The sequence below is a fragment of the Martelella sp. HB161492 genome, from assembly GCF_013184775.1.
Taxonomy (GTDB): domain Bacteria; phylum Pseudomonadota; class Alphaproteobacteria; order Rhizobiales; family Rhizobiaceae; genus Martelella.
In genome coordinates this window covers 215,670-235,689 of sequence record NZ_JAATVV010000006.1, presented here as the reverse complement: position 1 = coordinate 235,689, position 20,020 = coordinate 215,670, and the positions used below count along the sequence as shown (strand labels likewise).

Annotated in this window: 15 protein-coding genes and 1 pseudogene; 7 read left to right on the top strand and 9 right to left on the bottom strand. The window is 59.5% G+C overall.

Annotated elements, in window-relative coordinates:
• Position 1: 1 nt before the first annotated feature.
• Genes nirB through cysG form a run of 3 tightly spaced genes read left to right on the top strand, consistent with a single transcriptional unit; the run spans position 2 to position 4,303 of the window.
• Positions 2-2,449, top strand: a complete 2,448-nt coding sequence (gene nirB, locus HCK86_RS12005; protein WP_176084708.1) for a nitrite reductase large subunit NirB — start codon at positions 2-4, stop codon at positions 2,447-2,449.
• A 10-nt stretch (positions 2,450-2,459) separates the two neighbouring features.
• Positions 2,460-2,795 (top strand): nitrite reductase small subunit NirD, encoded by a 336-nt coding sequence (gene nirD / locus HCK86_RS12000; RefSeq protein WP_176084707.1) that lies wholly within the window; start codon positions 2,460-2,462, stop codon positions 2,793-2,795.
• 23 nt (positions 2,796-2,818) lie between these two features.
• Positions 2,819-4,303: a siroheme synthase CysG gene (gene cysG, locus HCK86_RS11995; protein ID WP_246739565.1), complete on the top strand. Its 1,485-nt coding sequence runs from the start codon at positions 2,819-2,821 to the stop codon at positions 4,301-4,303.
• 158 nt (positions 4,304-4,461) lie between these two features.
• Here cysG and HCK86_RS11990 read toward each other — a convergent pair whose 3' ends face one another.
• Positions 4,462-5,289 carry an oxidoreductase gene (locus tag HCK86_RS11990; protein WP_176084706.1) on the bottom strand — a complete coding sequence of 276 codons (828 nt, stop codon included), beginning with the start codon at positions 5,287-5,289 and terminating at the stop codon, positions 4,462-4,464.
• Positions 5,290-5,364: 75 nt separating this feature from the next.
• On the opposite strand from HCK86_RS11990, the gene HCK86_RS11985 reads away from it, so the two are divergent.
• Positions 5,365-6,288 (top strand): AraC family transcriptional regulator, encoded by a 924-nt coding sequence (locus HCK86_RS11985; protein WP_176084705.1) that lies wholly within the window; start codon positions 5,365-5,367, stop codon positions 6,286-6,288.
• A 74-nt stretch (positions 6,289-6,362) separates the two neighbouring features.
• Here the strand turns inward: HCK86_RS11985 and HCK86_RS11980 are convergent, their stop codons facing one another.
• A complete protein-coding gene (locus tag HCK86_RS11980; RefSeq protein ID WP_176084704.1) occupies positions 6,363-8,372 on the bottom strand; it encodes an alkyl sulfatase dimerization domain-containing protein in 2,010 nt (669 codons plus the stop codon).
• A gap of 777 nt (positions 8,373-9,149) precedes the next feature.
• Here HCK86_RS11980 and HCK86_RS11975 point away from each other — a divergent pair.
• Positions 9,150-9,815: a Crp/Fnr family transcriptional regulator gene (locus HCK86_RS11975; RefSeq protein ID WP_176084703.1), complete on the top strand. Its 666-nt coding sequence runs from the start codon at positions 9,150-9,152 to the stop codon at positions 9,813-9,815.
• Positions 9,816-10,037: 222 nt separating this feature from the next.
• Here HCK86_RS11975 and HCK86_RS11970 read toward each other — a convergent pair.
• The 6 genes and pseudogenes from HCK86_RS11970 to HCK86_RS11945 all read right to left on the bottom strand — a co-directional run.
• Positions 10,038-10,781, bottom strand: a pseudogene (locus HCK86_RS11970) (ATP-binding cassette domain-containing protein); the annotation flags it as partial.
• Positions 10,747-11,613 carry a sulfate ABC transporter permease subunit CysW gene (cysW, locus tag HCK86_RS11965; protein ID WP_176084701.1) on the bottom strand — a complete coding sequence of 289 codons (867 nt, stop codon included), beginning with the start codon at positions 11,611-11,613 and terminating at the stop codon, positions 10,747-10,749. The gene cysW and the pseudogene HCK86_RS11970, both read right to left, overlap by 35 nt.
• Positions 11,606-12,445: a sulfate ABC transporter permease subunit CysT gene (gene cysT / locus HCK86_RS11960; protein ID WP_176084700.1), complete on the bottom strand. Its 840-nt coding sequence runs from the start codon at positions 12,443-12,445 to the stop codon at positions 11,606-11,608. The genes cysW and cysT overlap by 8 nt, the downstream gene beginning before the upstream one ends.
• Before the next feature lie 2 nt (positions 12,446-12,447).
• On the bottom strand, positions 12,448-13,443 hold the full coding sequence (locus HCK86_RS11955; RefSeq protein ID WP_176084836.1) for a sulfate ABC transporter substrate-binding protein: 996 nt from the start codon (positions 13,441-13,443) through the stop codon (positions 12,448-12,450).
• Positions 13,444-13,786: 343 nt separating this feature from the next.
• Positions 13,787-14,251, bottom strand: coding sequence for an Rrf2 family transcriptional regulator (locus tag HCK86_RS11950; RefSeq protein ID WP_176084699.1), 465 nt, complete (start codon positions 14,249-14,251; stop codon positions 13,787-13,789).
• 227 nt (positions 14,252-14,478) lie between these two features.
• Positions 14,479-15,459 carry a formylglycine-generating enzyme family protein gene (locus tag HCK86_RS11945; RefSeq protein WP_176084698.1) on the bottom strand — a complete coding sequence of 327 codons (981 nt, stop codon included), beginning with the start codon at positions 15,457-15,459 and terminating at the stop codon, positions 14,479-14,481.
• Positions 15,460-15,752: 293 nt separating this feature from the next.
• On the opposite strand from HCK86_RS11945, the gene HCK86_RS11940 reads away from it, so the two are divergent.
• Positions 15,753-17,291 carry a sulfatase-like hydrolase/transferase gene (locus tag HCK86_RS11940; protein WP_176084697.1) on the top strand — a complete coding sequence of 513 codons (1,539 nt, stop codon included), beginning with the start codon at positions 15,753-15,755 and terminating at the stop codon, positions 17,289-17,291.
• A 12-nt stretch (positions 17,292-17,303) separates the two neighbouring features.
• On the opposite strand, the gene HCK86_RS11935 is transcribed toward HCK86_RS11940, so the two are convergent.
• Positions 17,304-18,200, bottom strand: coding sequence for a LysR family transcriptional regulator (locus HCK86_RS11935; protein ID WP_176084696.1), 897 nt, complete (start codon positions 18,198-18,200; stop codon positions 17,304-17,306).
• Positions 18,201-18,537: 337 nt separating this feature from the next.
• Here HCK86_RS11935 and HCK86_RS11930 point away from each other — a divergent pair, with 337 nt between their 5' ends.
• Positions 18,538-19,992, top strand: a complete 1,455-nt coding sequence (locus tag HCK86_RS11930) for an extracellular solute-binding protein (protein WP_246739564.1) — start codon at positions 18,538-18,540, stop codon at positions 19,990-19,992.
• The last annotated feature ends 28 nt before the right edge of the window (positions 19,993-20,020 follow it).

The following is a 20,020-nucleotide window of genomic DNA, read 5'->3' as shown; positions in this document are numbered from 1 at the left end:
CATGGCTGAGAAACTCGTCATCATCGGAAATGGCATGGCTCCCGGGCGAATGCTGGAAGAGCTGCTTGAGCGGGCGCCCGGCCGCTATGACCTCACGATCTTCAATGCAGAGCCGCGCGTCAACTATGACCGGATCATGCTCTCGCCCGTGCTGTCAGGCGAGAAGACCTATGAAGACATCATCATTCACGATGATGATTGGTATGCCTATCATGGCATTGTGCTGCACAAGGGCATCCGAATCGAGAGCATTGATCGCACGGCCAAGACCGTGATTGCCGAAAACGGCCAGAAAGTCGCCTATGACAAGCTTGTCATTGCGACCGGTTCGGCGCCGTTTATCATTCCCGTGCCAGGCCACGACCTGCCCGGTGTCCTTGCCTATCGCGATCTGGATGATGTTACCGGGATGCTGGAGATTGCCGGAAACGGCGGCGATGCCGTCGTCATCGGCGGAGGTCTGCTTGGTCTGGAGGCTGCCTATGGCCTGAAGCAACGCGGCATGAAGGTCACCGTCATTCATCTGATGGATACCATCATGGAGCGCCAGCTCGATCCGCCCGCCGCCTATCTCCTTGAAAAGGCTCTGCGTGAGCGCGGTATCGACATCATCACCAAGGCAAACACCAAACGCATCCTCGGTGAGGCAGATGTTGAGGGCGTTGAACTTGAGGACGGCCGGGTCATTCCAGCGCAGATGGTTGTCATGGCGGTCGGCATCCGCCCGTCTTCTGCCATAGCGAAGAATGCCGGCATCGCCGTCAATCGCGGTATTGTTGTCGATGACGGCATGGCCACGAGCGATCCTTCCATTTTTGCTCTCGGCGAATGCGCCGAACACCGCGGCATCTGTTATGGCCTGGTGGCCCCGCTCTACGAAAGCGCGCGCGTTCTCGCCGATCGGCTGTCGGGAGGCTCTGCCGAATATCACGGCTCCGAAGTCAATACGAAACTCAAGGTCACGGGCATCAAGCTTTTCTCGGCAGGAGACTTTGCCGATGGGCCGGATCGCGAAGAGATCGTGTTGCGTGATGCCACGCGCGGTGTCTACAAGCGCGTCATCCTCAAGGACAACCGGGTCATCGGCGCCGTTCTTTACGGCGAGACCGAGGATGGCGCCTGGTATTTCGACATGCTGAAGCGCGGCACGGATGTCAGTGCCTTGCGAGAGACACTGATCTACGGTCAGTCCTATCAGGGTGGTGGCACTGCCGATCCAAAGGCGGCCGTTGCAGCCTTGCCGGATGACGCGGAGATCTGCGGCTGCAACGGTGTCTGCAAGAGCAAGATCGTCTCCACGATCAAGGACAAGGGGCTGGCTTCGCTCGATGACGTCCGCGCCCATACCAAGGCCTCGGCGTCCTGTGGAAGCTGCACGGGGCTCGTAGAGCAGCTCATGGCGATAACGCTTGGCGATGCCTATAACCCCGCTGCCGTCCAGCCGGTCTGCGGGTGTAGCGAACTCGGCCATGACGACGTTCGTCGCCTCATCCGGGCCAAGGGATTGAAGACCATTCCCGCCGTCATGCAGGAACTGGAATGGAAGACATCCTGCGGATGCGCGAAATGTCGTCCGGCGCTGAATTATTATCTCGTCTGTGACTGGCCTCACGAATATGCGGATGACTATCAGTCGCGCTTCATCAACGAGCGCGTGCACGCCAACATCCAGAAGGACGGTACCTATTCTGTGGTTCCGCGCATGTGGGGCGGTGTCACCTCGTCGACAGAACTGCGCGCCATCGCCGATGTGGTCGACAAGTTCAACATACCGACAGTCAAATGCACGGGTGGCCAGCGCATCGATATGCTCGGCATCAAGAAGGAGGATCTTCCCGCCGTCTGGGCCGATCTTGGCAAGGCGGGCTTTGTTTCCGGTCAGGCCTATGCCAAGGGGTTGAGAACAGTGAAGACCTGTGTTGGCAGCGACTGGTGCCGTTTCGGCACGCAGGATTCCACGGGGCTCGGCATAAGGCTGGAAAAGTTCATGTGGGGGTCGTGGACGCCGGCAAAGGTAAAACTTGCGGTCTCGGGCTGCCCGCGCAACTGCGCTGAGGCCACCTGCAAGGATGTTGGCGTCATCTGTGTCGATTCCGGCTTCGAGATCCATTTTGCCGGTGCGGCCGGTCTCGATATCAAGGGCACTGAAGTGCTGGGCATGGTGAAAACGGAAGACGAGGCGCTGGAGCACATCGTCGCCCTAACCCAGATGTACCGCGAGCAGGGCCGCTATCTGGAGCGGATCTACAAATGGGCCAAGCGGGTCGGCTATGACGAGGTCCGCGCTCAGATCATGAACGATCCCGAGAAGCGGAAAACCTACTTCGACCGTTTCGTCGAAAGCCAGAAATACGCACAGGTCGATCCCTGGTCGGAACGTGTTTCCGGCAAGGACAAGCATGAATTCAACCCGATGGCCGTTGTCGGCCTCAGCCAGGCTGCCGAGTGAGGAGAGCGACATGTCCAGTGATTTCATTCCTATCGGCACAATCGATGACATTCCCCGCCGCGGCGCACGCTGTGTGCGGACGGCCTATGGCAAGATCGCGGTGTTCCGCACTGCCGACGATCAGGTGTTTGCAATCGATGATCAGTGCCCGCACAAGGGCGGCCCGCTTTCTGACGGCATTGTCCATGGCAAGGCCGTGACGTGTCCGCTGCATAACTTCGTGATTTCGCTCGAAAGCGGCTCAGCGCTTGGTGCCGATGAGGGCGGCGTGAATACCTACCCTGTCCGGGTCGAAGATGGCCGTCTGTCCATCGCCCTATCCGTTCTGCCGCTTGCGGCAGAATAGAGGTTTCGAGAGAGGGCTAGAAAATGCTCAAGGAAATCAAGCAGAGTGCCAGCAAGACAGCACGCATGGATCACCTTTCAGTGCTGCCGGTTTTCTTCAAACTCGAAGGCAGGCAGGTCGTTGTCGCCGGATGCGGGGATGCTGCGGCCTGGAAGGCGGAGCTTCTTCTGGCTGCCGGCGCAGAGGTGCATCTGTTGACCGGCGGCAAAGCGCTGTCGCAGGCCTTTGCGGCAATTGCCGGGCATGAGCGTCTGAGCGTCTTTGAGGATGGCTGGCGTGATGCTGACTGGACATCGCTCACTCTGGCGCTTCTTGAAACCGAAAGCGATGGCGAGGCGGCGGCCTTCGCAGCCCGCGCCAGCGCTGCAGGCGTGCCGGTGAATGTGATTGACCGTCCAGACTATTGCAGCTTCCAGTTCGGCTCTATCGTCAACCGTTCGCCGGTCGTTGTCGGCATATCGACCGATGGCGCCGCTCCGATCCTCGGACAGGCAATCCGGCGCAGGATCGAGACGCTGCTGCCGAAGGCGCTTTCGCAATGGGCAGAACTTGCCATGCGGATCAGGCGCACCGTTGGCGACGTCCTATCGCCCGGCAACGAGCGCCGTGCCTTCTGGGAGCATTTCGTCGACAGGACATTCTCAGCCCCGCAGGGGCCAGACGGTGATGACGAGCGCAACCTTGTCGGTCAGGCACGACGGCTCGCCAATGCCACCGGACAGGGCAGCGTGACGCTGGTCGGTGCGGGGCCAGGGGATCCCGAACTGCTGACACTGAAAGCTGTTCGGGCGCTGCAGGCCGCCGACATCATCCTCTTTGATGACCTGATCTCCGCCGAAATTCTCGAACTCGCCCGTCGCGAGGCCAAGCGCATGCTGGTTGGCAAGCGTGGCGGCCGGGCAAGCTGCCGTCAGGAAGACATAAACCGGATGATGCTGAATTTCGCCCGCGACGGCAAGCGTGTCGTCCGGCTGAAATCAGGTGACCCTTCGGTGTTCGGCCGCTCCGGCGAAGAGATCGCGTCTCTTGAGGATGCCGGCATTAAGGTGTCCGTCATTCCCGGCATCACCGCAGCCAGTGCGCTTGCTGCCGGCACCACGACATCGCTGACCCATCGCGATTGTGCCCAGTCGGTCCGCTTTGTCACCGGCCATTCGAAGAAAGGTGTGCTGCCCGATAACGTCGACTGGCGGGCACTGGCCGATCCGACAACGACGACGATGTTCTATATGGGCGGGCGAACGGCCGATCAGATCGGCACGCGGCTGATGGCGGAGGGACTTTCACCGCATACGCCGGTGCTGATCGCATCCAATATTAGCCGGCGCGATGAGAGACGCTGGCACGGTACGCTTGCCCGCCTGCCAGAGGGCATGGCCGAGATTGGCTATGACAATCCCGTCCTGTTCGGCGTTGGCGGCGTTTTCGCCCGCGCAAGCGCGAGATCAATGCCGACCAGCCTTTCGCCACCCGTAACGGTGAACCCGGATATTGCCTCTTGCGGTTGAAATCGCGGGTGACTTCTACCGTTTCATCAAGGGCGGAGCGCACCGTAACGCGGTCGCTGTTTCTGAAACCGCCGGCAGAAGCGGAAGATCGGTGTCTTCCGGTTCTGCGACGAACGCGCCCAGGGCGGTGCGGGGAGGGCACTGCCGGTCGGCCCGTTTCAGCCGTCCGTCGACACGGTCAAATCTTCCCATTCTGCTATTTCCTGTCGCAGCCGTTCGATCCGATCCGTAACCAGTTTGAGTGCATCGCTGCCGAGCAAAAGCTGTGGCGGCGGATTTTCTGCCTCTACGAGCGTCATCACGGCGGCGGCCAGTTTTTGCGGATCGCCAAGCTGTTTGCCACTCTTGTCCTGACGCGCTGTGCGGATCGGGTCGAAGAGCGCGTCATAATCCGCGATTGAGCGCTCTGTGCGGATCATGGAGCGGCCTGCCCAATCCGTCCGGAAAGAGCCGGGGCACAATGCTGTGACATGGACACCGAACGGCGCCATTTCTGCCCTCATAACTTCGGAAATCCCCTGAAGCGCGAATTTGCTGCCGCAATAATAGGCAATTCCGGGCATTGTGATCATGCCGCCCATGGATGTCACATTGATGATAAAACCGCGGCGGCGTTCACGAAAGCGCGGCAGGAAAGCTTTGGCAATGGCAACCGCGCCGAACAGGTTGACGTCGAATTGCTTGCCCATCTCATCAAGCGGCGATTCCTCAAGCACACCTTCATGGCCGTATCCTGCATTGTTGAACAATATGTCGACCATGCCGAATTCTGCCTCGGCCTTGGCGACAATCTCGGGGATCCGGTCGAACGCGGTAACGTCGCACAGAACGGTCCTGACCTGCGGAAGACGCGTCTGAAGTGAGGCCCTGGACGCTTCCGAGCGAACAGTGCCGATAACCGTGTGCCCGGCTTCCACGGCGGCTTGCGCGGTGGCAAAGCCGAACCCCGAATTGGCGCCGGTGATGAAGAAGATTTTGCTTTTCATGGTTCAATCCTGACTTGCTTGCTTGTCTGGATTGACAGATAGTATGCATGAAATGCCGCAGATAGGTTGGATTATATGAATTTGTTGCCTAATCCTATGATGGAGCGTGTAGTGTCGGCTTCGTTGCTGGAACTGGCCGGACATCTCGCCCCCCAGCCGGGCTACAATGCCACCGGCCTGCCTTGTTTGCGGTTGCTGCGATCGGAAGCGGTTCTGGAAGACGTGCCGGTGCTCTATCGGCCTGGTGCGGTTTTCGTTCTGCAGGGATCCAAGCAGGGGCTTCTGGAAAAGACGGTCTATCGCTATGATCCGCAGCATTATCTTGCGGTCTCGGTTCCTGTTCCGTTTCGCATGACATCCAATGCCAGTCCGCAGGTGCCGCTGCTGGCGATCTATCTGGATTTCGATCTGCGCCTTGCCGCCGAAATCGCGGCGGAACTCGATGTGCATCGCAGCGCGCGCCCGATACAGGCGAAAAGCCTTGTTTCGAGCCCTATGGAGCCGGCGATCGCAGAGGTGCTGCTGCGTATCTTGCGGGCGCTCTGCTCGCCGGAAGAACTATCCATTCTTGGAGATGGACTGGTGCGCGAATTGCATTACCGCATTCTTGTCGGCCCGCAGGGACGCGCGCTTTCGGCAGCGCTGCTGCAAAATGGTGCCGCAGGCAAGATCATAAAGAGCCTCGCGCGAATCCGCGATGATTATAGCAAACCAGTGTCGGTGAGCGGGCTGGCAGTCGAGGCCGGCATGAGTGTTCCTTCCTACCACGCCCATTTCAAAGCGCTGACAGGCAGCACACCAATCCAGTACATCAAGGCCACGAGGCTCCACGAAGCCCGGCTCATGATCGCGCGGGGGCATGCGCCCATTTCCGCGATTGCCGCCGCGGTCGGATATGTCAGCGCCGCACAGTTCAGCCGCGACTTCAAGCGCCATTTCCGGCGCAGCGCAACGGAGGAGGTCAAATGGATGCATGAGCATCTGGGCGAGATTTTCTGATGCGCAGGGCAGGGCGGTTGTGCCGGAGCGCCGGAGAGCGTGTGCCGCACGGAGCACGGCACACAGATGTCTTGTCAGGGGGTGACGATATTGAACCAGAAGTTGAAGCTGTCGAGCGAGGATACGACGTCTTTCAACTTGGCCTGATCCCCATCGATCTTGATATCGCCTTTTTCAACCGCACCATCGACCGTCACGGTCTGGAGCAGGATGTTGTTGAGCGTCTCGCGTGACAGCGTGACGGTCACATCTGGATTGTCGGCGGCGGCATCCTCGGTGTGATTAAGGACGCCATTTTCCAGTTCAACGAGGTACTTCTGGCCCTGGTCGAAGTCGAAATTGATGACCACATGGGCATCGCCGACCTTTTCGCTGTTCAGGCGGACGCCCAGATAATCGAAAAGCAGATCCAGTGACATGGCACGGACAGTATCGGGGCTGGCCGTGTCCGGTGTCGGAAGCTTCTGAACGCCATCGCGGAGTTCCTGGGCGCCCGTCAGATAGAAATTGCGCCAGGGACCGGATTCTGCCTGATAGCCAAGCTGTTCCAATGCATCGGCTTCCAGATTGCGAGCATCCTGATTTTCAGGATCGGCGAACACGACATGATAGAGTACCTGAGCGACCCAACGATATTCGCCCTTGTCATAGGAGGCCTTGGCCTTCTCGATGACGGCATCGGCGCCTCCCATATAGTCAACGTAGTTCTTGCTTGCCGCGACCGGCGGCAATGCGTGCAGCGTGGCGGGATTGCCATCGAACCAGCCGAGATAAAGCACATAGGTTGCCGCCACATCATGATAGACCGAGCCGTAATAGCCGCGGTTGGCCCAGACATTGGCGAGGCTGTCCGGCAGTTTGAAAGCCTCGGCGATCTCCCGCATTGTCATGCCCTGATTGACCATGCGAAGCGTTTCATCGTTGATGTAGCGATACAGATCGCGCTGGCTCTTCAGCAGGGCTGTCACATTCTCATTGCCCCATGTCGGCCAGTGGTGCTGGGCGAACAGGACTTCGACCTTGTCTCCCCACAACACAAGGGCTTCATTGAGATATTTGGACCAGGGCAATGGCTCGCGGATCTTTGCCCCGCGCAGAGAATAGGTGTTGTGCAGGGTATGGGTCGCATCTTCGGCCGATTCCATCGCCTTCATCTCTTCGATGAACCACATCATTTCCGAAGGGGCCTCGGAGCCGGGTGCCATGAGGAAGTCATATGTCAACCCGTCGATCACTTCCTTCTGTCCGGTCTTGGTGATGATGTCTGTCGGAGCAATCAGCGTCACGGTACCGGCCGACGTCGTGGTCCCAAGCCCAGCCCCCACCTGACCTTTGGGATCGGACTTGAGGAGGTTGCCGTACATATAGCTGGCGCGACGGCTCATGGCGGTGCCTGCCATGACATTTTCGGCAACCGCGGCTTCGAGGAAGCCATCCGGCGCGTAGATTTTGGTCTTGCCTGAGGTCACATCATCTTCACTGATCACGCCGCGCACACCGCCATAGTGATCAACATGGCTATGGGTATAGATAACGGCCTTGACCGGTTTCTGGCCCCGGTTCTTGTAGTAGAGATCCATGCCGACCTTCGCCGTTTCGGCCGAAACGAGCGGATCGATGACGGTGATGCCTTCATCCCCTTCAACGATTGTCATGTTGGAGAGATCAAGGTTACGGATCTGGTAGAGGCCATCCGTGACCTCGAAGAGGCCCGATATATTGATGAGCTGAGACTGTCGCCAAAGGCTCGGATTGACGGTGTCGGGTGCTGCATCCCCTTCCTTGATGAAGCCGTACTGATCAGGGTTCCAGATCGGATTGCCGCTCTCACCGGTGATCATTGCGGTGGGAAGCGGAGCGATGAAGCCCTTATGGGCGGCATCGAAATCGGATGTGTCATCGAATGGAAGCTCAGTCAGCAGCGCGGAATTTGCCGCCTTGGTGACATCGGTCGCGTCCTTCCTGGCATCCTCCTGTGCCAGTGCCGGGAGTGCCAGGCTTGCCGCCGTGACGCCGATCAGAGCCAGAGCGCAGTGCGTCCTTTTGGGCGCAGCAGGACGCTCTGTCTTATTGAATCTGTGCATCGTTCTTTTCGAAAATCGATTCCGATTTTCGAGCCGGTGCGCCAGCCTGGGGGCTCGAGTAAATAGCATTGTTTCCCTCCTTCGCTATTTCTCTGTTGAAGCTTTTGTCGCAAACGAAATAAATTCTGTTGGGATCGGCACGCTGAAAAAATCCATGCCGAATTGATCGCCAATCACGTTTGCATATTCATGCATCGTGTCGATTTAATATTATGTATTATGGAATTTGTATTTTGGTTTTAGCGTACAACAAGTTGTGAATATTGTCATTCATGATAGCGTTAACGGATTTTAAATTAATCGCTACTTTTGTCATATTTCCGTTGTAAAGGCTGAGGCGGATCGAGATCATGTGCCGTCGGAAAGCTCTCTTCATTCCTGGGCGCTGAAGTCCGACGGCCACCTTTCCCCTTCGTGGTCATCGCCAGATTGGTGCGCCGCGACGTGCAACTGTTCCTTCAGCCGGCGGTTACCTTCTGCAGTTTCTGATTTCCCTGCTAACGTAGTGATACGCGTAATATCAACGTTTTCATGCCGCCAGCGATCGGTATTGAGGGGCCGTATTGAGTAATTCAATTCATGCGTACAAATTCAGCCGATATCGCTCTTAGCAATCATCCATTTACATGGTAGCAATGAAAGCGATTGCCGAACTCATCATTTGAGGGGATCTGAATGAAAACTTCGGCCGCAGACGTTTTACCTGCATCTGTTAGGGCAGCGCTGGATATTGTCTCGCGTCAGGGATGGTATTCTGAATGCACGGAGCCGGCGCGGATGCTGATCAGCTCCATAGCACGGCTGCGCCGCTATTCCGCCGGCGAGGCGATCTATCAGGTCGGAGATTTGCCGGATGGTGTTTATGGCCTTGTTGAAGGGGGGATCGACGTGTCTATCCCACGTGCGGACGGGCTGGATTTCACCTTTCATCGTGCTGAGGCCGGATTTTGGATCGGGGACCTTGCGCTTATGACAAATGCACGGCGGCTGGTTTCAGTCTATGCGGCAGGCGACGTCTCGATGCTGCATTTGCGCGCGTCGGAGCTGCGAAGGCTTCTGAAGACATATCCCGATCTGATCCAGGAATTCTACCGGCTGACCTATCAGAATTTTGCGACCACCTTCTTGCTGCTGTCCAATCTCGCGATGGGCTCTTCCGAGGGGCGTGTCGCACTGCGGCTGTTGCTGCAGCTCGAACAGGCTCCTGATCCGGGCGGGACCGTCAATATCTCGCAGTCCAAGCTGGCGGAACTGGTTGCCCTGTCGGAACCGACCTTGCAGCGGGCGCTCCGCAGGCTCAGAGATATGGGCTGCATCGAGCAGCGATATAATGAAATCAGGGTGAAAGATCGCGTCGCCTTGCTTGCCGTGTGCGGCGAAAGCGAAGCGCGGGGCGTGCGTATCAGACAGAACAAGAAGGATGGTGCAAGCGAACCCATCTGAGTGAAGCATCTCGGCGAAAATGCCTCTCTTCGTTCCTCCGGCCAGCCGCTCCGCAGCCGCAATGCCCGCCCATTCGCCGCCGCCGGGCGCTGTTGCGTCAAATCCGCACGCGCCCGGTGCGCTTGTCAGTCGCTTCCAGATCGGCCTCAGGCAATCGGCAGGACCTGCGCCTGTTGCGGCGTCCCATGACCCCTGCCGGCGTCATGCGGTGGTAAAGGCACGCACGAACTCCGAGGCGGGTCTTGCACGGATATCGGCCGGGCGGCCGATCTGCTCGATCCGCCCCATCGACATGACCACCAGGAGATCGGCGAGTTCCATGGCCTCTTCCTGATCATGGGTGACGAAAATGGTCGTCAGCCCGGTTGCGTCATGAATATCGCGAAGGCCCCGGCGCAGTTCCTTGCGCACCTTGGCATCAAGCGCACCGAAGGGTTCATCCAGCAACAGCATGCGCGGTTCGATGGCGAGCGCCCGGGCAAGGGCCACCCGCTGGCGCTGTCCGCCCGAAAGCTGTATCGGATAACGCGCGCCGATATCCGGCAGCTGGATCAATGCCAGCAACCGGTTCACCCGGCGCGCAATTTCGGCCTCGCCCGGTCTTTCCCGGCGCTTCCTTGCCCTCAGACCATAGGCGATGTTTTCAAAGACGGTCATGTGCCGGAACAGGGCATAGTGCTGAAACACGAAGCCAGCCCGGCGCATCTGCACGCTCAGTCCCGTCGCATCCTCTCCGTCAAACAGCACCCGCCCCGAGGTCTGGACCTCCAGACCGCCAAGAATTCTGAGCAGGGTTGTCTTGCCGGAGCCGGATGGCCCGAGCAGCGCCACAAGCGCACCGGAGGGGATTGAAAGCGACACCGGATGAAGCGCCCGGGTCGTGGCGAATTCCTTGGCAAGCTCATCAATCTCGATATTCATGAAAACCTCCTCAGGGCCGGCGCGTTGCGGCCAGCTCGCCGGCATAACGATGTTCAAGCATGGATTTCAGCGCCAGGGTGACGAGCGCCAGAAGCGCCAGAAGCGCCGAAAGCGAAAAGGCGGCGGCGGTGAGATACTCATTGTAGAGCATCTCGATCATGATCGGCATGGTTGCCGTCTCGCCGCGAATCTTTCCCGAAATCACCGCGACTGCACCAAATTCACCCATGGCGCGGGCGTTGGAAAGCAGCACGCCGTAGAGCAGTGCCCAGCGGATATTCGGCAGCGTCACCGTGCGCAGGACGCGCCAGCCGGACGCACCAAGTGTCAGGGCCGCCTCCTCTTCCGACGTCCCCTGCTCCTGCATGACCGGAATAAGCTCGCGGGCAATGAAGGGGAAGGTGACGAAAAGGGAGGCCAGAAGGATGCCGGGAAAGGCAAAGACGATCGCGATGTCATGATCATGAAGCCAGGCGCCGAACAGGCCGTGGCTGCCATAGACCAGAATGAGCGCCAGCCCCGCCACGACCGGAGAAACCGAGAAAGGCAGATCAATCAGCGTGATCAGCATGGATTTTCCGCGAAAGTCGAACTTGGCGATGGACCAGGCTGCCGCGAGGCCGAAGACGATGTTCAGGGGTATGGCGATGGCGGCAATCGTCAGCGTCAGCCGGATCGCGCTCAGCGCATCCGGTGTCATGATGGCGGCGACGGCAACAGCCAGGCCCTGGGACAGGGCCGAGGCAAAGATCACGGCAAGCGGTGCGAGGAGCATGATGATGACAAACAGCACCACGATGCAGATCAGCATGATGCGGGTGGCAGCTCTCTCGCCCGTCACCGGTCCCGACCCGACAGCGGCGTTGATATCAGCCATTGCCGATCCTCCGTCTGTTCCACACCTGCAGCGCATTGAGCGACAGGAGAATGGCGAAGGCGATGATCAGCATGGCAATGCCGATTGCGGTCGCCGCATCATAGTTGAACTCTTCCAGCCGGATGACGATCAGGAGCGGCGCGATCTCCGTCCGGTTGGGCAGGTTGCCGGCGATGAAGATGACCGATCCATATTCGCCGACAGAGCGCGCCATAGCGAGGGAAAAGCCCGTCAGAAGTGCCGGCATCAACACCGGCAAGACCACGCGCCGCAGCGTATAGGCCCGGCTGGCACCGAGTGTTGCGCTCGCCTCTTCCCATTCCCTGTCGATCTCCTCGATCATCGGCTGCACGCTTCTGACAACAAAAGGCAGCCCGACAAAGACGAGTGCAATCCAGATCCCGACTTCGGTATAGGCGATGCGGATGCCGAGCCGGCCAGCCACCGCCCCGAACACGCCGGTCGGGGCATAAAGACTTGTCAGGGCAATGCCGGCGACGGCCGTCGGCAGGGCAAATGGCAGATCGACCGCGGCATCAATCAGGCGCCGCCCCCAGAACCGGTAGCGAACCAGAACCCAGGCCAGAGCGAGGCCGAAAACCAGATTGAAGAGCGAGGCGATCAGCGCGGCGCGAAAGGACAGGGTCAGCGCCGACCAGACCCGCTTTGTGTTGATCATCGACCAGAGATCGGCAGGACCGATCATCACGCCGCGTCCCAGAAGGGCCGAGAGCGGCAGGAGCACGATGACGGACAGAAAGCTCAGCGTGATGGCGAGGCTGAGCGTGAAGCCGGGCAGCGGCGATGGCGTTCGAAACGGGATCGAGCGCATCACTAGCCCCCATAGATCTGGTCGAATACACCACCATCGGCGAAAAAGACCGGCTGCACTGCGTCCCAGCCGCCGAAATCATCAATGGATACGCGTTCGACATCGGGGAACCGGGCCACGTCTTCTGCAGCCGCCGCAGACACATCCCAGGCGCGGTAGTAGTTCTTGAGCGCCAGCGCCTGCGCCTCGGGACTGTAGAGATGCTGCAGATAGGCCTCTGCTGCCTCATGCTGGCTTTGCGAATGGATGTTGCCATCAACCAGCGCGACCGGCGGCTCGGCCAGGATCGAAAGGGAGGGAACCACAATCTCGAAGGCGTCGCCCCCCTGCTCCGCCTTCGCCAGGAAGGCCTCGTTTTCCCAGGCGATCAGCACATCGCCAATGCCGCGCTGGGCGAAGGTATTGGTGGCGCCGCGCGCACCGGTATCGAGCACGGGAACATTGGCGAAAAGCTTTTGCATATAGGCGCGGGCCTTGCCCTCGTCACCGTCATTCTGCCGCAGCGCAAAGGCCCATGCGGCCATGAAATTCCAGCGTGCGCCGCCCGAAGTCTTCGGGTTCGGCGTGATCACCTGAACATCGCTGCGAATGAGATCCGGCCAGTCGTGGATGTTCTTGGGATTGCCGGCCCGCACCAGAAACACGATGGTCGAGGTATAGGGCGCGGAATTATGCGGCAGGCGGGACTGCCAGTCTTCAGGGATCTTGCCGCTCTTTTCGGCGATTGCGGAAATATCGGCTGAAAGGGCAAGCGTGACGACCGTTGCATCCAATCCATCGATCACCGCCCGTGCCTGCCCGCCGGAGCCGCCATGGGACTGGCGAATGGTCACCGCCTCATGGCCCTGACCTTGCCACCACGCGCTGAAGAGTTCGTCATACTGACGATAGAATTCGCGCGTCGGGTCGTAAGAGACATTCAGAATTTCGTCCCCCGCTCTGGCAACGGGGACAAGGGCCAGAACGGCGCCGAAAAATGCCGCCGCGGCCGGCAGCATCCGTTTCCAGCGCTGCTTCCTTTCGGGCAGAGCGCCCGTCTTCCGCGCCGGCAGTTCTGCCCTGTCGCTCCGGTGCGGCGCCGGCGCTGGCGGCGCATTTTCGCAGGGCAGGTTGAGAACAAGAATATGCGTATCGACAATGACAGTCCGGTACATCGACATTTCCCCTAAATTCCGTTGAAGTGGCATAAGAGTTCAGTCATCGACGTTCAGCCCGCAGCAGCAGAGCTGCATCCCCTCTTCGCTGCAGGGCCGGCGTTCAGGAATTAATACGATTATTACGACAGAGTTAGTCGTGTTTAACAAGCGGAAAATTCAAAATTCCGTTTCGAGAATAAAATTCCTAATTCATCAATGATTTATCGGGCGAAAATCGCTCCAGGGCCTGGGCATCGGCCTGCAGATCGGCAAGCGTAAGGGACTCGATCATCAAGATATAGGCGGCATAAAAGCCGCCAAAAACGGCGCGCACGCGACAGGTCTCTTCATCATTGCAGTCCTCGCAGCGCTGATAGGCGTTGCGCGACAGGCAGGGCAACGGCGCCAGCGGCCCGTCGATCAGACGGAGAATGGCGGCCAGCGAGACCGTCTTTGGCTCCTTGATCAGCTCATAGCCGCCATGGCGGCCCCTTCGACTGCCGAGAAAACCGGCGCGCTTGAGATCGAGCAGGATATGCTCGAGAAACCGCTTCGGCGTTTCCGCACGCTCGGCGATTTCCTCGATGCGCAAGGCATCGCCCTTCCCGGCCTTCTCATCGGCCAGCACCATCAGGGCCTTCAAGGCATATTTTGTCTTGAGCGTGATCATCGTTCCTAACTGTCAAAAAAACACCATCCTGTCGACGGCAAACTTTCAGATCGTGGCGTGAAATGCCTGCGGTTTCAGGGTGATGCGGCGCGGCCGAACCGGCGCAGCCAGCGGTTTCAGGCCGCAAAGCCAGCAGAAGACAGATGTTCTCGCCAGACTGGGACATTGCATGAAACTGTCAGGATTATTGCAGGGCCGACAACGCTTGTCGAAACATCGCGTCGGGTTCAGCCTTCGGGATCGGCGGCAACGCGAAATCCGCAATTGGATGTTGAACTGTCAGCATCATTGCGATTGCGTGAATGAACCTGATACCGGTCGCAATAGCTTTCATGGCAGAGGAATGAGCCGCCGCGCTGGATCTTCTGATGACCATCTTCCGGCCCTGTCGGGTCGATCTCCGGCATCAGGCCCGGCGCGCTGCGTGGGCCATAGCTGTCATGAACCCATTCCCAGACATTGCCGGTCATATTGTACAGGCCGTAGGCGTTTGGGGCGTAGGCGCTGGCGGGTGCCGTTCCGACATAGCCATCTTCCGCGGTGTTGGTGATCGGGAATTCGCCCTGCCAGGTGTTCATCGCAAAGCCGCCTTCGGGCACCAGCGTGTTGCCCCAGGGGAATTTCCGGTTTTTCAGCCCGCCGCGCGCCGCGCGTTCCCACTCCGCCTCCCGCGGCAGGCGAAGGCCGGCCCAGGTGACATAGGCCAGGCAGTCATACCAGCTCAGATGAACGGCCGGATGATCATGACGGTCCCGCCAGTCCGTACCCGGTCCTTCGGGCTGACACCAAGACGCTCCCTCGACGCGCCGCCACCACGACAGTCCGGGCGGATGAACCGGATACCGGTTCCGGTCGGCCAGGAGCAGGTGAAAGACGTAGCTCCAGCCTTCCACTTCGGCAACGGTTTCATAGCCGGTCTCGGCGATGAAACGGGCATAGTCGGCATTGGTGACGGTCAGCGGCGACATCAGGAAAGAAGAAAGCTTGACCTTGCGGCGCGGCGCATCGAGATCGTCGGGAAAACGCGACTTCCGTGTGCCCATCTCGAAGATCCCGCCGGGAATGTCAATCAATCCGGCCCGCAGCGCGCTGCGGGTGTCGGGGCTGGCGTGCGGCACGTCGCGAGCGGCGGCGAGATAGGGATCGCCAGCCGGCGCTGGACCGGCACGGCTTGCGCCGCAACAGGCTTTCGACTTGCCGTCTTCCATGGCCCCTCCCCGGTCCTTCTCGCATGTCATCGTCGCATGGTCATAGCAGTTCGTCGGGCCCGCCGACAGAAAAACAAGTGCACGCCGGTATAATCGAATTTGATCAGTCTTCCCGGATATGATGCTGGTACCGGTCAAACAATGCCAGAAGCAGGCTGATGCCGCCCTATCCGGCCTGGCAGCCCATGGGCGGGCCGATCGAGTGATAAAATTGTTGCATAGAGCAGCAATGCCTTTCGAAATCTCATCCGCGATCTTTTCGCTATGTTGGGGCGTCTGGATGGGAGGCGTTTATGACACGGCCGAATATTGTGCTGATCACAACCGATCAGCAGCATTTCAACGCGCTTGGCGTGAAGGACCCGAAGCTTAAGACCCCCAATCTCGACCGGCTCTGCCGGGAGGGGCTGCGGTTCGAGCGGGCCTATTGTCCGGCGCCAGTCTGCACGCCATCGCGGGCCAGCATCATCACCGGACAATATCCCTCCCATCACGGTGCCTGGACCATTGGTGTGAAACTGCCCGAAGACGTGCCGACCGTCGGCGCTCACCTGATCGCCGCCGGCTATGCGACCGCGCTGATCGGCAAGGCGCATTTCCAGCCGCTTGCCACACGAGACGGCTCCGGATCGCTCGAATGCCAGCCGGTGTTGCGCGATCTTGATTTCTGGCGCGGTTTCAATCGCACCTGGTATGGCTTTGAACATGTCGAGCTTGCCCGCAACCATGCCGATGAAAGCCATGCAGGCCAGCATTATGCGATCTGGATGGAAGAGAAGGGACTGACCGACTGGCGCGACTATTTTCAGCCATTGCCGGGTGAGACCGCCGCAAAGGCGCCGCGCCTCGGGGCGAAGGGCGGCTATACCCGGCAGGACCGGTCCTGGGCGCTCCCGGCCGAGATGCATTACACGAGATGGACGGGTGAGCGCAGCATCGCCTATCTCGAGAGCCGGGCCGCGGCCGAAAAACCCTTTTTCCTGTGGGCCAGCTTCCACGATCCGCATCCCCCCTACACGGTCAGCGAGCCCTGGGCGTCGATGTACCGGCCGGAGGATATGGAGGTCGATCGGGTGACGCCGGGCGAGCATGAGAAGAACCCGCCGCATTTTCGCAAGACGCAGCAGCCGGAGCCTGATTTTTCAGACTGGCACGATCCCTATCAGGCCCATGGCTGCGAGAGCCATCTCTACCCGGTTGAAGAGCTGCAGAAGGACAAGGCGACCTATTTCGGCATGATGAGTTTTCTCGATGCCGAGATCGGCCGCATCCTCGACAGGCTGGACACGCTCGGCCTTTCTGAAAACACGCTCATCGTCTTCACCACGGATCACGGCCATTTCCTCGGCCAGCATGGCCTGGTCGCCAAGGGCCCCTTTCACTATGAAGACATGCTGCGCATTCCGATGATCGTGCGCATGCCCGGCCGGGTCGCCGCCGGCATGGTCTCAGAGGATCTGCAGAGCCTTGTCGATCTTGCACCCAGCTTCCTTGAGGCCGCCGGCATTGCCATTCCCGGTGAAATGCAGGGGGTTTCGCAATGGCAGAACTGGCAGGGCGGCCCGGCGGCCCGCGATTTCATTCTCTGCGAGAACCGCCATAATCCGGTCATGCCGCATGTCGAAACCTATGTCGGCAAGCGATACAAGATCACCGTCTATCGCGAAGGTGATTTTGGTGAATTGTTCGATCTTGAGGATGATCCCGGCGAAATCAACAATCTCTGGAATGCGCCGGGCGCTGAGGATCTGAAAGCCCGGATGCTGCAGGCGATGATCCAGGGGATCATGGCATCCGAACCGACCCGGATGCCGCGCATTGCCGGCGCCTGACCGCCCGATACACTATTCGCCCATCGCCTCGAAATATTCGCCGCAGAGCTGCATCAGCCCTTGCAGGGGCGGATAGTGGCTGATCGCCTTGCGATAGACGGCACCTGTCGCTGAATTGCGCCGGCCGATCTCGATCGGAACCGTCAGGATGGGCCGGCCAGGAATGCTGAGCGCTGCAGCATCCGGAAGGATACAGAGATAATCACCGTCCTGAAGCAGCCGGAAGATCGCCAGAAGGGAGCTGGAGCGCACCCGGATCTGCGGCAGTCTGCCAGTGCGCTCCATCACCGCATGCAGGGTTTCCGCCTCATAGATCGGATCGGCTGAATAGATGATCCAGGGATAGTCGTGCACAGCCTCGTAGTCGTTGGTGCCGAGCCGTTGGATCGGGTGATCGGCCCGCGCAACCAACCGGTCGCAGATCTTGGAAAAGGCATGGAATTCGAGGGTGGGATTTTCCCGTTCGGCCTGGTAGAGCCCGCCAAATGTGACATCGATATTGCCGTCGATCAGCTCCTGCGTGGCGCTGGCGGTGCTTGGCGCCATTTCCACCGTCAGATTGGGAAAGCGCTTGTGCAGCTTTGCAATGACCGATGGCAGGACCACGGAGGACCAGAGCGGCCCGGCATGGATCCGCAGCCGGCCTTCCGCACCCGGATCATTGCCGGCCAGCTCAGCTTCGGCCAGCTCCCAGTCACGCGAAAGCCTGGCGATCGTGGTCAGGAGCCTGGCGCCGAAAGGCGTGGGCCGGACACCGCGGGCATGGCGTTCGAGCAGCTTGCCGCCATAATGGTCCTCAAGCTGCGCCAGAGAGCGCGACAGCGCCGGCTGCGTGACGTTCAGAACCTCGGAGGCCTTGCGAACACTGCCCGCTTCGGCAATCGCGCGAAAGCGGAAAAGCAAGCTCATGCGATCCAGCATAGTAATAGAATTCCATTATCGCTCGGGTGAAGAATGGCATTTGTTTTTGATAACTTCAATTGATATCCATCAATTCGAAATCGATACCTGATCTGATTTCGGTCGCTATCTGCCGGAGGAGGCCTGCAGACAGCGGCATGCGGCCGGGCCCGCCGAGACGCATCCTCGCAGGACGCGTCATCAAGGATCCTCAGCCGCAGGGAACCAGCGGGGTCGGTTCTGAACTGGCCGGGAAACCGGTCAATTTGCGCCAAGGGAGGAGACTATGACGCAAAGTCCGATTTCATCACTGAAACGTCGGCAATTTCTTGCAGGAACGGCAGCATTGGGTGCATTTGCGCTGAGCGGTGCGGGCCGCGCTTTCGCCCAGCAGTTCGACATCCCCGCACCCATCGGCCCGATCACGGCTGACGGGCCGTTCCGCTGGCTCGACAGCGGCGATCAGAAAGCGACCTTCTACAAGGCATTCTTCCCCGAATATGCCAAGGCGCGCGGGATTGAGGTCGTTTATGACGGCCTGCCATGGAATGAGATCAACCAGGTTCTGCCGCTCGGCATCCGCAACAGCACCGCGCAGGATGTGTTCTGCCTGCCGCTCAACATGCCGCCGGCCTATGCGGTGACCGAAGGCTGGGTTCAGGCCTATGACGATCTCATTCCCGATATTGACAGCTTCAAGCAGGGCTTCCCGCCGGGCGCGTTCCTGGAAGGGCTCAATGTCTTCAATGGCAAGACCTATGGCCTGCCCTATACCTCGGCCCGGGTCAGCTCGGCCTTCACGCTCTACAACCGGAAATTCCTGACCGATGCCGGCTATGATCCAGAAGCCAAGCCGCTGACATGGGACGATTTCCGTGATGCCGCCAAGAAGGTGACCGACATGAATGCCGGTCGTGCCTTCGGCTTCATCATCGGCGGCAATCAGGTCAACCGCTGGTGGGATACGGTGCGCACGCTTGCCCAGACCAACGGGCTGGCCTGCGGGGATACATCGATCGGCAATGGCATTGATTTCCGCAGCGGCGAGGTTGTTTTCGATGCCGATGAGATTGTTGGCGCCATCGAGCTTCTCCTGGCGCTGAAGGCGGATGGCTCGATATTCCCGGGGGTGATGAGCCTCAACGCGCCGCAGGCTCGGGCAATGATGCCGCAGGGCGCTGCCGGCATGATCCTGCAGGGGCCGTGGAACATCCCGCAATGGGAACGCGAAAATCCTGATTTCGATTTCGGTATCGCACCGACTCCGGGTCAGGGCGGCTTCACCATTGTCGGCTCGCTGGCATCCGCCTCAAACACAATGTTCATCAATTCCAAATCGAAGAACGCGTCCGTGGCGGCAGATCTCTTCCATTATCTGGGAACCGAGGAAGGCCAGACCGCCTGGGGCAATGTGGTCGGTTCATCCGATCCGCCGGTCTTCCCGCAAGCCGTCGCGAATTCGACCATGTCGGACCGCTCCAAGGCGACGCTGCAGATGTTTGAAAAGACGATCCGTATCTCGCCCAACCCCTTTGCGCGCAATCCGGATCTGGCCGAGGTCGCCAAGGTCTATCAGGAGCCCGTGCCCAATGCGCCGCAGACTATTCAGGGCCTGTTCACCGGCCAGTCGAGCGATGTCAAGGGCGCGCTGACCAAGCTGGTATCGGCGACCAATATGGCGCTCGATGCCGCTTTCAAGACAGCGAAGGACAATGGCGCAAATGTCTCTCGCGACGATCTCGTCTTCGCGAACTGGGATCCGACGAAGGATTATGTCGCGTCGGATTATGAAGCGCTGTGAGGCATTTTCGGTAGAAAAGGACCCGCCG

Bases quoted from the DNA above. Each gene is read 5' to 3' on its own strand.
- nirB (WP_176084708.1), top strand. From the start codon at position 2: ATGGCTGAGAAACTCGTCATCATCGGAAATGGCATGGCTCCCGGGCGA.
- nirD (WP_176084707.1), top strand. From the start codon at position 2,460: ATGTCCAGTGATTTCATTCCTATCGGCACAATCGATGACATTCCCCGC.
- cysG (WP_246739565.1), top strand. From the start codon at position 2,819: ATGCTCAAGGAAATCAAGCAGAGTGCCAGCAAGACAGCACGCATGGAT.
- HCK86_RS11990 (WP_176084706.1), bottom strand. From the start codon at position 5,289: ATGAAAAGCAAAATCTTCTTCATCACCGGCGCCAATTCGGGGTTCGGC.
- HCK86_RS11985 (WP_176084705.1), top strand. From the start codon at position 5,365: ATGAATTTGTTGCCTAATCCTATGATGGAGCGTGTAGTGTCGGCTTCG.
- HCK86_RS11980 (WP_176084704.1), bottom strand. From the start codon at position 8,372: ATGCACAGATTCAATAAGACAGAGCGTCCTGCTGCGCCCAAAAGGACG.
- HCK86_RS11975 (WP_176084703.1), top strand. From the start codon at position 9,150: ATGCTGATCAGCTCCATAGCACGGCTGCGCCGCTATTCCGCCGGCGAG.
- cysW (WP_176084701.1), bottom strand. From the start codon at position 11,613: ATGGCTGATATCAACGCCGCTGTCGGGTCGGGACCGGTGACGGGCGAG.
- cysT (WP_176084700.1), bottom strand. From the start codon at position 12,445: ATGCGCTCGATCCCGTTTCGAACGCCATCGCCGCTGCCCGGCTTCACG.
- HCK86_RS11955 (WP_176084836.1), bottom strand. From the start codon at position 13,443: ATGCTGCCGGCCGCGGCGGCATTTTTCGGCGCCGTTCTGGCCCTTGTC.
- HCK86_RS11950 (WP_176084699.1), bottom strand. From the start codon at position 14,251: ATGATCACGCTCAAGACAAAATATGCCTTGAAGGCCCTGATGGTGCTG.
- HCK86_RS11945 (WP_176084698.1), bottom strand. From the start codon at position 15,459: ATGGAAGACGGCAAGTCGAAAGCCTGTTGCGGCGCAAGCCGTGCCGGT.
- HCK86_RS11940 (WP_176084697.1), top strand. From the start codon at position 15,753: ATGACACGGCCGAATATTGTGCTGATCACAACCGATCAGCAGCATTTC.
- HCK86_RS11935 (WP_176084696.1), bottom strand. From the start codon at position 18,200: ATGAGCTTGCTTTTCCGCTTTCGCGCGATTGCCGAAGCGGGCAGTGTT.